Raw genomic sequence first — 15249 nt, 5'->3', positions numbered from 1 at the left:
CCCGCATTCCTGTTTCGTGACGGATGGGAAGCGGATGCCGGCCAAGACTATCTTGTCACCGGCGCAGCGCGCCGCGATCTTCGACCCGCCTGCCGATCACGCGACGATCGAACGACTCTACACCCTCGGTCCCGCCGACCTCGTGCAGGTGGCACGGCGTCGGCGAGGTCCGAACCGGATCGGCCATGCGGTGCAGCTCTGCTACCTCCGTCATCCCGGACGCGCACTGGTGGCGGGTGAGGCGGTGCCCGACGCGATGCTGGAGTTGCTCGCCGGTCAGATCGGATGCGATGCCACCGACTTCGCCAGCTATGCCGCCCGCCCGACGACGCTGCGCGAGCATCGCGCCGAGATCGAAGCCTGGCTCGGCCTGCGCGCCTTCGAGCGGGCGGACGTGCGATCGATGCTGGCGGTGGGGTCGGAGATCGCCGCCTCGACCGACCGGGGCGAGACGATCGTCGCCGGCATGGTCGATCGGCTGCGGCTGGGCCGGATCGTGCTGCCGGCCGCATCGACGCTGGAACGGCTGGCGCTCATCGTACGGACCCGGGCGCGCAAGGCCGCCCATGCCGGGCTGATCCGAGACTGCCCGGCCGAGCAGCAAGCGGCGCTCGATCGCCTGATCGCCTCGGACGACGACGGCCGCACCCGGCTCGGCTGGATACGGGAGTGGCCGGAGGCGCCGTCGGCTGCCAACCTGAAGGGGATCGTCGAACGGCTCGACGCGGTGCGCGCCATCGGGATCGCGGCGGACGGGGCACGCCGCATCCATGCCGCCCGCTACGCCGTCATCGCGCGCACCGCCGGCCTCGTCACCGCCCAGCACCTGCGCCGCCTCGAACGTCCTCGTCGGCTCGCCATGCTCGTCGCCTCCATGATCGAGATGGAGGCGGCGCTGACCGACGCCGCCCTGGTCATGGTCGAGAAGATGGTGGGCGCGCTGTTCCGCCGTGCCGACCGCACCCGCTCCGACCGGCTGCTCGGGCAAGCGCGGATGCTGAAGGACACGGCCCGCCTCCATGCCCGGCTCGGCCGCCTGCTGGTCGAGGCCCGCGCGAGCGGGCGCGACCCCTTCCGCGCGATCGACGACCGAGTGGGGTGGGATCAGCTGGAACGCAGCATCCGCTTTGCCGAGGATCTGACGCGCTCGGTCGATGACGGCCTGGAGGATGTGGTCGAACGCTATCCCGCCGTGCGGCGGTTCGCCCCGACCTTCCTCGCCGCCTTCACCTTCCGCACGGCGCGGTCGGGCGATCCGCTTCTCGGTGCGATCGAGGCGCTGCGGACGATGTACCGCGACGGTCGATCGGTCCTGCCGAAGCGGGTGCCGACCAGCTTCATCAGGCCGCGCTGGCGCAAGGTCGTGCAGCCGGTCGAAGGGACGATCGACCGGCGCGCCTACGAGATCGCGGTGATCGTCCACCTGCGCGAGCGGCTGGCCTCGGGCAGCATCTGGGTGGACGGCAGCCGCGCCTATCGCACGCTCGACGATTATCTGCTGCCCGTGCCCGCGTTCGAGACGATGCGCGCCGATGGCAACCTGCGCCTCGCCGTGTCGCCTGGGTTTGCCCAATGGCATGAGGAGCGCCGCACGCTCCTGGCCCGGCGTATGACCGAGGTGGAGCGCGCCGCCGCGGCCGGTGGGCTGGTCGACGTGACGATCGAGCGCGGGCAGCTACTGATCTCACCCATCCGGCGCTCCCCGGCCGACGAGGCCGAGGCGTTGAAGAGCCAGCTCTACGCGATGCTGCCGCGTGTCCGCATCACCGACCTGCTGGTGGAGGTCGCCGCCTGGTCGGGGTTCGCCGACCGCTTCGTCCATGCCCGCAGCGGCGTACCCGCTTCCGACCCGGCCGCGCTGATGGGCGCGATCCTCGCCGACGCGACCAACCTGGGCCTCGGGCGCATGGCGGAAAGCTCGCGCGGGCTGACGCTGCCGCGCCTGCGCTGGACAGCGGAATGGCATGTGCGCGACGAGACCTACCTGTCGGCGCTGGCGGCGATCGTCGATTGCCACACCGTGCATCCGCTCGCCGCGGTCTGGGGCCCGGGCGACACGTCGTCGTCGGACGGGCAGTTCTTCCGCGCCGGCGGTCAGGGCGAGGCGCGCGCCGATCGCAACGCCCGCTACGGCACCGAACCCGGTGTGCTGTTCTACACGCACGTCACCGACCGCTTCACGCCGTTCCACACCAAGGTCATCGCCGCCAATGCCGGCGAGGCCGCCCATGTCCTCGACGGCCTGCTCGATCATGAGAGCGACCTGGTCATCCGCGAGCATGCGACCGACACCGCGGGGGCGTGTCGCAAACTCTCAACGATCGAAATAATCTTCTCCGCACCGGGTGTTACGATGCCTGCCCACGGCCTGCTTAGCCGCTTCAAAGGGGTCGGTGAGGCGGTTTAGCGGCCCTGAGATCGCCCCATCGGATCGAGCGCGGACTCTCCCGGGAGCACAATTTTCTCCGGCCAAAATTTTTGCGACACGCCCGAAGAAGTTGCCGCCGGGCTCCAGCGTGTCCGGCGTCCATTGCCGGATGTTGACCGCCTCGAAGTTGTAGGTGCCCTGGCTCTGCGCCGCCGCATTGGCGCTCGGCAGGCTGTGCGAGGCCGAGACGGTGCCGCCGGCGGTCGCCTGGTTCTCGAGGCGCTCGACGAACAGGGCATCGGCCTGGGCCGCAACCTCGTTGAACTTGATGTTCGCGACGTGCTCCCAACCCTGCACGGCGGTGCGGTAGGCCGCCTTCTCGATCGGGCGCCACGTATAACCGTAGTTGCGGCCGTCGATCTCGGTGCCTGTCAGCTCACCAAAATAATAATTGATGACGAACGGGCCCGATACCCCCGCGCCATTGACGTAATGCCGTCCATTGTTGATGAAAGAATCGACAAATTCGTTGCCGCTTTCCGGCGAAACAGCCGTCAGTGCCATCCGCGTCCTCCCGGTGTGCCAGAACGGAGCGCCGGCGACGGCCGACCATCCGCTGACAAGCTTGCAGGTTACGGGCTCTATCGAAGACGTGTCCAGATTTTTATTGTTTCTTTCTTGGTTTTTACAATGTGCTATTATGACGTATTTGCAAAATATCAGTACGAAAACCGCCCCATGGCGAAAAGCACGACAAGATACCGTCGTGAAAGACAGCCGATACATGCCTGAACGGCAGGGCAGATTTGCCGGACTACGACGTTGCTCCGACGCGAGATTTCTCTGCGACCGATCCGAATGGCCTAGTCCTTACCGCGTCGTCATTACGCCGATCGGACTATGACTACTCGCGGAACATGCAATCGAGGTCGCGGCCCGGCGCCATGTCTGGACACACCGTCGGTCGGGCCGCAGACGTGCGCGCTGAACCCGTGATGACAGGGGGCCGGATGCGGCACCTCTGCGATCAGCACCGGTGATCGGTCGATCTCGAACGGATCTTGTCTGTGCTTGTCTCGACGGGATCGCGCCGGGCTCGGCGAGACCGGAAGAGAGCCGCGAGCGGCCGGCCTCGCGGGCCCGGCCGCCGACCCCGTCACGGTGACGGCTTGGCCGTCACGGTGACGGCTTGGCCGTTCCGGATGGGCGGGTCGGCCGCGAGGCTGCGCGCCCGACCGCGACGCCCGCCACACTCTCTTGTGCCGGCGCGACATTGTCGCCGTAGGATCCGAGCCCTGCGCCCTGCGGCAGCGCGATGCCCCAGCCGGCCATGACATTGCCGGTGACGGTGTTGCGGGCGTGGTCCGTCCCGATGCCGACGAGCGGGCCGCCTCCCCCGGAGGCCGGCAGCAAAGCGGCGTTGTTGGTCGCGATCAGGGTGCCCTCGCCCCTCTGCACGAGGAAGGGCCGGCTGCGCGCCGGGCCGGCAGAGCCGACGAGCGGCTTGAGCATCGTGCCGGTGACGACGAGGGTGCCGCCGGCGACCTCGGCGGCCGGCTGGTCGGCCGCCTGCTCGAACGCGCCGCCGGACACGGCCAGGCTGCCGCCGGTCACGATCAGGTAGGGCGCACGGGTGGCGCCCCAGAGCCGCGCCGAGCCGATCAGCACGGTCCCGCCCGCCGAGGCGATGGTGGGGACGGTCGGGTGGCCGGACTTGGTGCTCGACAGGAGGCCGATCTGCCAATCGCCGGCGGCATTGGAGAAGGTGGCCCCGTCGCCGTCGAGCTGCATCATCCCGATCTGGCGCGCCGCACCGCTATTGCCGTTCCGGTTGCCGACAACCGCCGCACCGAAGGTGTCGAGGCTGCGGATGTCGAGCCCGTCGACGCGGCCGAACTCCGCCGCCACCGTCGCCCCGTCGCGGTAGATCGCCATCAGGGCCGGCGACGCGGCGAAGTCGAAAGGCCAGGCATGGAGCACGCCGATATGGGTGAAGTCTTGCGGGCCGTCGAGGAGCAGCCCCCGGTTGAACGCCCCGATTTCGAGCAGCTCTGCGGCGAGGCCGCCGCAATTGCCGTCGCAGCGGATCCCGTCATACGCGCCCGAGAGGCGGAGGCTGCCGATCTTGACGCGGGTGGCGGCGCGGATGTCGAGCGCCCACGGATAGCGCCGGAGCGTCGCCCGGCTCGTCGCGGCCGACTGGTCGAAGGCGATCCCGATCCCGTCCCAGCCCGACGAATCGCCGGCCGCGACCGCCACGACCGCCGGCGCCGCGAGATTGAAGCAAGGCCCGACCCACAGCACCGACGCCGTCACCCCCTCCCCCACCGCCCTCTGGCCGGAGGCGAGCGTGAGGCCGTCGCAGACCGGATAGCGGCCGGCCGGGATCCGCACCGTCCGGCCGGTGGCGAAGGCGGCGCGCAGATACGGCGCCAGGTCGGTCGTGCCGGTCCGGTCGCGCACGCCGGCCCGGAGGGCCTGTGGAATGAACGCCATCGCGTCCACCGCGTCGGCCGGAGCCTCGGGGGTCCGGCTGCCGGCGTCGGGCGCGGTCTCGCGCGGATCGCGGCTGGGCGGCTCGAAGGCGGAGGCGTGCCCCGACGCGAGCAGCGTCACGAGCAGGGCACCGAGGGGCAGTTGCGGCCGGCGGGACATCGTGGGGAGCCTGATCGTTCGATGACGGGGAATGCCGATCGGAGATGCCGGAACGGCTGACGCAGGATGGGACGACGTGGCAGGCATTCGGCAAAGCCCCGCGCCGGGTCTCGCACGCTTCCTGCCGAGGCGCGGTCAGGCGCGTCTCCGAGGGGCCCGCCTTATAACCTGCGAGAGACGCCGGTCACATCGAGGCCCGGCTTCATTCTCCCGTTGCGGTCACCGCGCCCCTGCGCGAAGGGACCGAAACGGTCGAGGCGGACGATCACGCCGAACTCGCTGCCGATCAGGGCCTCCGGATGTCGTCGCCGGGATGCCAGACGTCCGGGCGGGCTCCATCGAGCGACTATCGTCCTCGACCGGGACGGCCGGCATGCCGGCGGCGAGGGCGGCCAGGATTCCGTGCACCCGCCCGCCGCACGCAGACCCGTCCCGAGGGCGGTCCTCGTCGCGCTCGACCGGTGCGGATGGCGCAAGGCTATCGAAGGCGAGAGATGGCGAACCCATCGTCGGGCAGCCGGGGACGTCGGCGATGCCGTGGCGGGCGAGCATGTCAGCGGTGGATGCTCCTCGCACACCCGGCGAGGGCGTCCGTTCCGCGATGCTGCGCCAGGGCCGCACCTGCTCGACGAGCGGCGCAGCCCCGCCTGCGCCACGTCTGCCTGAAACGCGTCGTGAGCGCGGCGGCACTGCACGACCAAGATCGAGATATCAGCTGATATGAGCCCAATCAGTCGTCATGCCGCACGGGATCACTCCCGGGTCAAGCCGCCGACCACTTGAGCTTTGCATCGTGTCCTTGCTCGTTCGGGTGCGCTCCCAATCGGCTCGACCGTTGATCTGCCTCACTGAGGTCCGAAGCCTCGTGAGCCAGTGCCTTCGCCAGCAGATTCGCGCGGCTTGCCCACAGGTTCCTTTCTTCCCGCATGGCCGCCAATTGGTCATGGCTGAGTGCCAGGGCGATGCGTAGCTCGTCGATTTCGTCACGTAGCTCGGTCGTGCGCTGTCGCTCGCTTGCCAGGGACGCCTTCAGGACGGCAGCAACCGCGTCGATTTCCAGATCTGATGAACGCTCCCCGCCGCTCCTGCGATGGGGAACAACTCCAGCCGTTTCATCTGAAGCGCTTCCCTGGGGATGGCTCGTCGCCGTTGTGTGCACCGGCGTCGTCATCTGCCGAAGTTGCGCCACTTCCGCGCGCACCTGCTCGACATCAAGCTTGAGCTGGCTGGATTCCCTGACGGGCAACGATGACGACGTATCGGCCATGGTGGGGGACAAGCCCTCCTCTTCCAGCACCAGCCCGTGCAGCATGGCAAAGACGCCGTCGCCACTCATACGCGAGGGATCGAAGCCACTTTCGGCAGCGAGGCTGCTGAATTGCGTTCGACCGCGAGACGAGTGTCCGACGAAGGCCATCGACCAGTTCGCAAAGCCGCGGCTCTCCACCGGCACGCATTGCAGGACCGTCACGTCGCTGTGGCGGAGATCGCGCTGGATCCGCTCGAAGGTGGCCTCGACCCCGTTCCGTGGGCCTTCGAGCACCTGCGCGAACGATCCTGCATTGAACATCAGCGCGCCGGTTACGCCGATCTTCATATTATTGCGCTGCGACACCTCCAGGATCTGGTGGATCTCCGTCGCAATGTCGTGCTCCGTACCCTGCAGCAAATTCTTGCTGGCATAAACGAGGCGATACAGATCGGTCATGAGATACTCACCCGTTGGGCGCCGAGGTCAGTTCGGGAGGGGATAGGTCATCAGGAAGGCCGAAAGGTCATCGGCGGCTATGGGCTTGCTGATCAGATAGCCTTGAACGTCCGTGCACCCTTCGAGCCGGATTCTCTGAAGTTGTTCCGGAGTCTCGACACCCTCGGCGACCGTTGTCATACCCAGGCTCTTGCCAAGGCCCGCGACGGCGCGAATGATCGCTTCACCGTCCGGCTTGGTCGCCAGATCCTTGACGAAGGATCTGTCGATCTTGATCTTGTCGAACGGGAACGACTGCAGGTAGCTGAGCGACGAGTAGCCGGTGCCGAAATCATCCATCGAGACCCGCACTCCGAGCTCCCGGAGCCGGTGCAAGGTCTGAAGCGTCCTCTCGTTCTGTTGCAGCAGCACGCCCTCGGTGATCTCCACCTCCAACCGCCGGGCCGGCAATCCCGAAGTCGCCAGCGCCGAGATGATCATCTCGACGAGCCGATCGCTCTTGAACTGCGCGGGCGAGACGTTGACGGCCACGGACATGTGGGCCGGCCACGTCATGGCATCGCGGCAGGCTTGCCGAATGACCCACTCACCGATGGGAACGATGAGCCCGATCTCCTCGGCGAGCGGGATGAAGTCGAGCGGCGATATCATGCCCCGCTCGGGATGACGCCAGCGGATCAACGCCTCGCAGCCCGTAATCCGGTCGCTCTCGAGGTGCAGCTGCGGCTGGTAGTGCAGCTGGAACTCCCGGCGCGCCAGCGCCTGACGCATGTCGAGTTCGAGTTTGCGGCGCGCCTGCATGCGCGCATCCATCTCCGGCTCGAAGAACCGGTAGGTGCCGCGCCCGTCGAGCTTGGCTCGGTAAAGGGCGAGGTCGGCGTTCTTCAGGAGCTTGTCGGACTCCGTTCCATCTCCCGGGGCGAAGGCTGCTCCGACGCTCGCTCCGATCGTCAGGAGATGACCCTCGACCATGTAGGTCCGGCCGATCAGGTCGACGAGGCGGCGAGCCAGGGCCTGCGTGTCGGCCGCCTCACGGACACCGTTCTGAAGGATGACGAACTCGTCGCCGCCGACCCGGGCCACCGTATCGGTCGGGCGTACCGTCGAGCGCAGGCGGTCGGCGACCTTCTCGAGCAACGCGTCCCCGATCGGATGGCCGAGCGTGTCGTTGACGGGCTTGAAACGGTCGAGATCGATCAGAAGGAGAGCGAAAGCGTCGCCTGTCCGCTGCAGGCGCGCCAGCGCCTCCGTGAGACGCTCGCGCAGGAGGAGGCGGTTGGGAAGGCCGGTGAGGGGATCGAGGCGCGCCACCTCGTCGGCGCGGGCTTCGTTGGCCTTCCGCGCGCTGATATCCTCGAGCGTGACCGCCCAGCCTTCCTCTGCAACGGGAGAGAGCTCGACCTGGATCGTACGATTCAGGTGCGCGACTTCGAAAATCGTGCGCGATGGCCTCTTCAACATGCTGCGGAGATGTTGAAACATCTCGCGCCGGGACGATCGACAAGCTTGAAATGCCCGCAGCAACTGCCGTGCCGATACGAGTTCCTGCACATGAGGAACGATGTGGTGGATTGTTTTCTGAGCTGAAGCTGTGACGACGATTAAGCGCCCTTGACGATCAATGAACAAGATGCCCTGTCGGACAGAGTTCAGATATTGATCGAAGGCGGCGGAATACAACCTAGACGGCTTGTCGGCAACAGGAGGGCATTTATGAATATCTTTTGTTGGCCAGAGTGGTCTTGCGTCCGCCGACATCTTGTGTTCACCGTATAGGGCAGCACCAAATTGCTCGTGGAGCATGAGCGTCGAGACGATTCATGCGAGACAAGAAATTAACAACCTGTAGGCGTCCGATGGCCGACACCTCACCGGCGGTTGAGGCGCATTGTCGCATCGCTTCTTAGCTGCGGGTGCAATTCACAGCATGGTCAAAACTCTTAATCGCTGCAGCCGCGATTCCGGAGACGCGGCGTCGATGATCTTGGGGAGAAGGTGGTCCCGCGGGCGCTGCCGAGGATGTCGCCGCCCGCTAGCGTCCGGGTGGTAACGCATGTCCAGCGTGACGGTCGGACGAGCAGCGAGCGGCGCGAGCGGTGACGGAATGCCTGCCGCTCACCCGAAAGACCCGAGGTAGATGCCCTTTACCCGCACCGGACTTGCATCAGAGCGACTGCCGAGAACCTTGTCGGGCGCCTCGAACGGCATGACGCAATCGGGTCTTACACTGAAGATCGGGGGCGCCCACATCTTGGGAAGGACACTCCCCCGTTCTATAATCACAGATTAAAATTTGAACGATATAAGAAACTAATGTCGATAATTTGTGTATTTTATATTATAAAATATCATAAAACATGATTAAAAACACGTAACTACGTAAGGTCATCTGATGCTCGAAGATTCCGGCCACGCGCCCACCCCTGATTGCATCATGGGAAGCTTGAAAAACGTACACGAGACAGGAAATTCGCCTTTAAAGTGTGGAATCGGCGCGGCACCATTACCAATCATTACCCTCAGGTGAGCTTGCGTCTTGCGGTACGCCGCCTTACCAGCACAGGTCGCTGCCCGTCGGAGGACCAGCAATCAGCGGAGCGCCCCGTCGGGTGTCGATGACGGGCGCTGGCTGGATTGCCCACCGGCGCGGCAGGCTTGTTGTCGTCCGCAGGTATGTCCGTATGACGCCCGTCCCCTCGCAGCTCGATCCGAAGCTTCTCCTCAAGAGCCTCCGAGCGTTCCGGAGGGGGGATTTCTCGACCCGCCTGCCCCTCGACCTGACGGGCATCGACGGTGAGATCGCCGAGGCCTTCAACGACATCGTCGAGCTGAACCAGGGGCTCGCGCGCGAACTCGATCGCGTGGCCCGCACGGTCGGCAAGGATGGGAGGATCGGCGAGCGCGGCAAGCTTCCGGCCGCAACGGGCGGTTGGGTCGAATGTGTCGATTCGGTCAACGCGATGATCGGCGATCTCGTCCAGCCCACAACGGAGGTCGCGCGGGTCATCGGCGCGGTGGCCAAGGGCGACCTCGGCCAGACCATGCAGCTCGAGATCGAGGGGCGTCCCCTCAGGGGCGAGTTCCTGCGGATCGGCAAGGTCGTGAACACGATGGTCGATCAGCTCAACTCCTTCGCCTCCGAGGTCACCCGCGTCGCCCGCGAGGTCGGCTCGGAGGGCAAGCTCGGCGGTCAGGCCCAGGTGCGCGGCGTCGGCGGCACCTGGAAGGATCTCACCGACAACGTGAACCTGATGGCCGCCAATCTCACCGGCCAGGTCCGCAACATCGCCGACGTGACCACGGCGGTGGCCCGCGGCGACCTGTCGAAGAAGATCACCGTCGACGTCAAGGGCGAGATCCTGGAGCTGAAGAACACCATCAACACGATGGTCGACCAGCTCAACTCCTTCGCCTCGGAAGTCACGCGCGTCGCCAAGGAGGTCGGCACGGAGGGCAAGCTCGGCGGCCAGGCCCAGGTGAAGGGCGTCGGCGGCGTGTGGAAGGATCTGACCGACAACGTCAACATGATGGCCGAGAACCTGACCGGCCAGGTCCGCAACATCGCCGAGGTCACGACGGCCGTCGCCCGCGGCGACCTGTCGAAGAAGATCACCGTCGACGTCAAGGGCGAGATCCTGGCCCTCAAGCTGACCATCAACACCATGGTGGACCAGCTCAACTCCTTCGCCTCCGAGGTGACCCGCGTCGCCCGCGAGGTCGGCACGGAAGGCAAGCTCGGCGGCCAGGCCCAGGTCGAGGGCGTCGGCGGAACCTGGGCCGACTTGACCAACAACGTGAACATGATGGCCGCCAACTTGACCGGCCAGGTGCGCAACATCGCCGACGTGACCACCGCGGTCGCCAACGGCGACCTGTCGAAGAAGATCACCGTCGACGTCAAGGGCGAGATCCTGGAGCTGAAGAACACCATCAACACGATGGTCGACCAGCTCAATTCCTTCGCCTCCGAGGTCACGCGCGTGGCCCGCGAGGTGGGATCCGAGGGCAAGCTCGGTGGTCAGGCCCAGGTCAAGGGCGTCGCGGGAACCTGGGCCGACTTGACCGACAACGTGAACCTGATGGCGGCGAACCTCACCGGCCAGGTCCGCAACATCGCCGACGTCACCACGGCAGTGGCCAACGGCGACCTGTCGAAGAAGATCACCGTCGACGTCAAGGGCGAGATCCTGGAGCTGAAGAACACCATCAACACGATGGTCGACCAGCTCAACTCCTTCGCCTCGGAAGTCACGCGCGTCGCCAAGGAGGTCGGCTCCGAGGGCAAGCTCGGCGGACAGGCCCGGGTGGAGGGCGTGGCGGGCACCTGGGCCGACCTCACCAACAACGTGAACCTGATGGCGGAGAACCTGACCGGCCAGGTCCGCAACATCGCCGACGTCACCACGGCAGTGGCCAACGGCGACCTGTCGAAGAAGATCACCGTCGACGTGCGCGGCGAGATCCTGGAGCTGAAATCCACCATCAACACGATGGTCGATCAGCTGAACTCCTTCGCCTCCGAGGTCACCCGAGTCGCCAAGGAGGTCGGCACGGAGGGCAAGCTCGGCGGCCAAGCGCAGGTGAAGGGCGTCGGCGGCGTGTGGAAGGGCCTCACCGACAACGTGAACATGATGGCCGCCAACCTCACCGGCCAGGTCCGCAACATCGCCGAGGTCACGACCGCGGTCGCCAACGGCGACCTGTCGAAGAAGATCACCGTCGCGGTCGAGGGCGAGATCCTGGAGCTGAAATCCACCATCAACACCATGGTGGACCAGCTCAACTCCTTCGCCTCCGAGGTCACCCGCGTCGCCCGCGAGGTCGGCATCGAGGGCAAGCTCGGCGGCCAGGCCCAGGTGAAGGGCGTCGGCGGCACCTGGAAGGACCTCACCGACAACGTCAACATGATGGCCGAGAACCTGACCGGCCAGGTCCGCAACATCGCCGAGGTCACGACCGCGGTCGCCAACGGCGACCTGTCGAAGAAGATCACCGTCGACGTGCGCGGCGAGATCCTGGAGCTGAAATCCACCATCAACACCATGGTGGACCAGCTCAACTCCTTCGCCTCCGAGGTCACCCGCGTCGCCCGCGAGGTCGGCACGGAGGGCAAGCTCGGCGGCCAGGCCCAGGTGAAGGGCGTCGGCGGCACCTGGAAGGACCTCACCGACAACGTCAACATGATGGCCGCCAACCTCACCGGCCAGGTGCGCGGCATCGCCAGCGTCGTCACGGCGGTGGCGCAGGGCGATCTCAAGCGGAAGCTCTCGGTCGACGCCAAGGGGGAGATCGCGGCGCTCGCCAACACCGTCAACGAGATGATCGAGACGCTCGCGACCTTCGCCGATCAGGTCACGAACGTGGCCCGCGAGGTGGGCGTCGAGGGCAAGCTCGGCGGACAGGCGCGGGTGCCCGGCGCCGCCGGCCTCTGGCGCGACCTCACCGACAACGTCAACCAGCTCGCGGCGAACCTCACCACCCAGGTGCGCGCCATCGCGGAGGTCGCGACCGCGGTGACCAAGGGCGACCTCGCCCGCTCGATCGCGGTCGAGGCCTCGGGCGAGGTCGCGGCGCTGAAGGACACGATCAATGAGATGATCCGCAACCTGCGGGACACGACGTTGAAGAACGCCGAGCAGGACTGGCTGAAGACCAACCTCGCCAAGTTCACCCGGATGCTCCAGGGCGAGCGCGACCTCGCCACGGTCTCGAACCTGATCCTGTCCGAGATCGCCCCGCTGGTGAACGCCCAGCGCGGCGTCTTCTACATGGTCGAGCAGGAGGCCGGCGAGCCGGTCCTCGACCTCGTGGCGAGCTACGCCTTCACGGAGCGCAAGAACCTCTCCAACCGCTACCGCCTGCGCCAGGGTCTCGTCGGGCAATGCGCCTACGAGAAGAAGCGCATCCTGCTCACCAACGTGCCGGGCGACTACATCACCATCGGGTCGGCGCTCGGCGAGGCGGCGCCGCTCAACATCATCGTGCTGCCGGTGCTGTTCGAGCAGGAGGTGCGCGCGGTGATCGAGCTCGCCTCGTTCAACCGGTTCAGCGAGACCCACCAGTCCTTCCTCGACCAGCTCACCGAATCGATCGGCATCGTGCTGAACACGATCGCGGCGAACATGCGGACCGAGGGGCTTCTCAAGCAGTCCCAGTTGCTCACGGGCGAGCTGCAGAGCCGCCAGGAGGAATTGAAGAAGACCAACGACCGCCTGGAGCTCCAGGCCGCCTCGCTTCAGCAATCCGAGGACCTGCTGAAGAGCCAGCGCGAGCGCCTGCAGCAGACCAACGAGGAGCTGGAGGAGAAGGCGCGCCTGCTGGAGATCCAGAAGCGCGAGGTCGAGGGCAAGAACCGCGAGGTCTCGGTCGCCAAGACGGCGCTGGAGGAGAAGGCCGAGCAGCTGAGCCTGACCTCGCGCTACAAGTCGCAGTTCCTGGCGAACATGAGCCACGAGCTGCGCACGCCGCTCAACAGCCTGCTGATCCTCTCGAAGCTCCTGTCCGAGAACCGCGACGGCAACCTGACCGACAAGCAGCGCGAATTCGCCAAGACCATCAACGCGGCGGGAACCGACCTGCTGTCGCTCATCAACGACATCCTCGACCTGTCGAAGATCGAATCCGGTACGGTGTCGCTCGAGATCGGCGACGTCGCGCTGCAGGATCTCGTCGAGAACCTCGACCGGACCTTCCGCCAGATCGCCGAGGAACGTCACCTCGCTTTCGAGATCACGATCGAGGCGGGGCTGCCGCGGTTGGTCCGCACGGATACGAAGCGGTTGCAGCAGGTCCTGCGCAACCTGCTCTCCAATGCCTTCAAGTTCACCGAGAAGGGCAGCGTGTCCTTGACGATCGGCTCGGCCGAGGGGTCGCCCCTGCGCGCCGGGAGCCGCTGGATGGCGATGTCCGTCACCGATACCGGGATCGGCATCGCGGAGGACAAGCAGCGCATCATCTTCGAGGCGTTCCAGCAGGCCGACGGGACCACGAGCCGCAAATACGGCGGAACCGGCCTCGGCCTGGCGATCAGCCGCGAGATCGCGCGCCTCTTGGGCGGCGAGATCGTGGTGGAGAGCCGCGTCGGCACGGGCAGCACCTTCACCCTGTTCCTGCCCTTCGAGCCGCCGGTGCAGGCGGTCACGGGCCGCGCGCCGGAGGCGTCCGAGGCGAACGGGGCCTCGGCGCCGACAGGCCGCCAGCCCAGCGCCGCGATGGCGCTCTCGGCCTCGGCGGACGACCGGCACGCCATCCATCCGGGCGATCACATCGTGCTCATCGTCGAGGACGACGCGATGTTCGCCTCGGTGCTGCTGGAACTCGCGCGCGAGCGCGGCTTCAAGGGCCTCATCGCGCAGGACGGCGCCGGCGCGCTGAGCCTCGCCCACCGCTTCAAGCCGCACGCCATCACGCTCGATATCGGCCTGCCCGACATGGACGGCTGGGCCCTGCTCGACCTCCTCAAGAACGATTCCCGCACGCGGCACATCCCGATCCACGTCATCTCCGTCAACGACGAGAAGAAGCGCGGCCTGCGCGCGGGAGCGTTCGGGTTCCTGGAGAAGCCCGTCGACCGGGAGGGCCTGTTGCGCGCCCTGGAGCGGTCGAAGGAGTTCATCACGCGGCCGGTGCGCACCCTGCTGCTCGTCGAGGACGACGAGAACCAGCGCGCGAGCATCACGGCACTCCTGAGCGAGGAGGACGTCAAGATCTTCGCGGTCGGCACGGCCTCCGCCGCGCTCGAAGCCGTGACGGGCGGCCGCTTCGACTGCGCGATCATCGATCTCGGCCTGCCCGACCTCGGCGGCTCCGAGCTGATCGAGCAGATCCGCGCCTCGCATGACGGGGAGGAGCTGCCGATCATCGTCTATACCGGCCGGGAGCTGACGGCGGCCGAGGAGCAGCAGCTCCGGCACACCGCCTCGACGATCATCCTCAAGGACACGCGCTCCTCCGAGCGGCTCCTCGACGAGACCGCCCTCTTCCTGCACAGGGCGATCGGCAGCGCCCGACCGGAGGACCCGATCCTCGTCGAGGGCCCGGAGACGGCGACCCTGCAGGGATGCCAGGTCATCCTGGTCGACGACGACCTGCGCAACATCTTCTCGCTGACGAGCGCGCTGGAGCAGCACGGGCTCGGGGTCCTGTTCGCCGAGAACGGACGGGACGGCATCGACCTCCTCGTCGCCAACCCGACCGTCGACGCGATGCTGATCGACATCATGATGCCGGGGATGGATGGCTACGAGACGATCCGGGCGATCCGGGCGATTCCCGCCTTCCGCCGCCTGCCGCTCATCGCGGTGACCGCGAAGGCGATGAAGGGCGACCGCGAGAAGTGCATCGAGGCGGGTGCCTCCGATTACGTCTCGAAGCCGATCGACGTGGACCAGCTCCTCGCCGCGCTCCGTGTCCAGCTGGAGCAGCGCGGCGAAGCCCGGAACGGCGCGGCCGTGATCAGGGAGGGCGCGCGGGCACCGGCGTCGAAACCGCTGTGACGTCGCGTCTTGAGGATCCGCTC

6 protein-coding genes are annotated in these 15249 nt (G+C 66.7%); 2 read left to right on the top strand and 4 right to left on the bottom strand.

Going from position 1 to position 15249, the window contains the following annotated elements:
• Positions 1 to 34: 34 nt before the first annotated feature.
• On the top strand, positions 35 to 2407 hold the full coding sequence (locus DA075_RS34285) for a Tn3 family transposase (RefSeq protein ID WP_210207080.1): 2373 nt from the start codon (positions 35 to 37) through the stop codon (positions 2405 to 2407).
• Here DA075_RS34285 and DA075_RS34280 read toward each other — a convergent pair.
• The 4 genes from DA075_RS34280 to DA075_RS34265 all read right to left on the bottom strand — a co-directional run bounded on the left by DA075_RS34280 (position 2315) and on the right by DA075_RS34265 (position 8411).
• Positions 2315 to 2932, bottom strand: a complete 618-nt coding sequence (locus DA075_RS34280) for a zinc metalloprotease (protein WP_099957513.1) — start codon at positions 2930 to 2932, stop codon at positions 2315 to 2317. The genes DA075_RS34285 and DA075_RS34280 overlap by 93 nt on opposite strands.
• A 612-nt stretch (positions 2933 to 3544) precedes the next feature.
• Complete coding sequence (locus DA075_RS34275) at positions 3545 to 5023, bottom strand: hypothetical protein (RefSeq protein WP_099957512.1); 1479 nt, start codon at positions 5021 to 5023, stop codon at positions 3545 to 3547.
• A gap of 763 nt (positions 5024 to 5786) precedes the next feature.
• On the bottom strand, positions 5787 to 6731 hold the full coding sequence (locus DA075_RS34270; RefSeq protein ID WP_099957511.1) for a BLUF domain-containing protein: 945 nt from the start codon (positions 6729 to 6731) through the stop codon (positions 5787 to 5789).
• Positions 6732 to 6758: 27 nt separating this feature from the next.
• Positions 6759 to 8411, bottom strand: coding sequence for a putative bifunctional diguanylate cyclase/phosphodiesterase (locus DA075_RS34265; RefSeq protein WP_244936668.1), 1653 nt, complete (start codon positions 8409 to 8411; stop codon positions 6759 to 6761).
• Between the two features lie 1001 nt (positions 8412 to 9412).
• On the opposite strand from DA075_RS34265, the gene DA075_RS34260 reads away from it, so the two are divergent.
• Entirely contained in the window at positions 9413 to 15226 is a 5814-nt protein-coding gene (locus DA075_RS34260; RefSeq protein ID WP_099957510.1) for a HAMP domain-containing protein, read from the top strand.
• The last annotated feature ends 23 nt before the right edge of the window (positions 15227 to 15249 follow it).

It is taken from the genome of Methylobacterium currus, assembly GCF_003058325.1.
Lineage (GTDB): Bacteria > Pseudomonadota > Alphaproteobacteria > Rhizobiales > Beijerinckiaceae > Methylobacterium > Methylobacterium currus.
Note: the sequence above shows the minus strand (reverse complement) of the source record. Positions and strands in the feature narration are given on the sequence as shown.

Excerpts from the sequence above, each read along its gene's own strand:
- DA075_RS34285 (WP_210207080.1), top strand. The coding sequence starts at position 35 with ATGCCGGCCAAGACTATCTTGTCACCGGCGCAGCGCGCCGCGATCTTC.
- DA075_RS34280 (WP_099957513.1), bottom strand. The coding sequence starts at position 2,932 with ATGGCACTGACGGCTGTTTCGCCGGAAAGCGGCAACGAATTTGTCGAT.
- DA075_RS34275 (WP_099957512.1), bottom strand. The coding sequence starts at position 5,023 with ATGTCCCGCCGGCCGCAACTGCCCCTCGGTGCCCTGCTCGTGACGCTG.
- DA075_RS34270 (WP_099957511.1), bottom strand. The coding sequence starts at position 6,731 with ATGACCGATCTGTATCGCCTCGTTTATGCCAGCAAGAATTTGCTGCAG.
- DA075_RS34260 (WP_099957510.1), top strand. The coding sequence starts at position 9,413 with ATGACGCCCGTCCCCTCGCAGCTCGATCCGAAGCTTCTCCTCAAGAGC.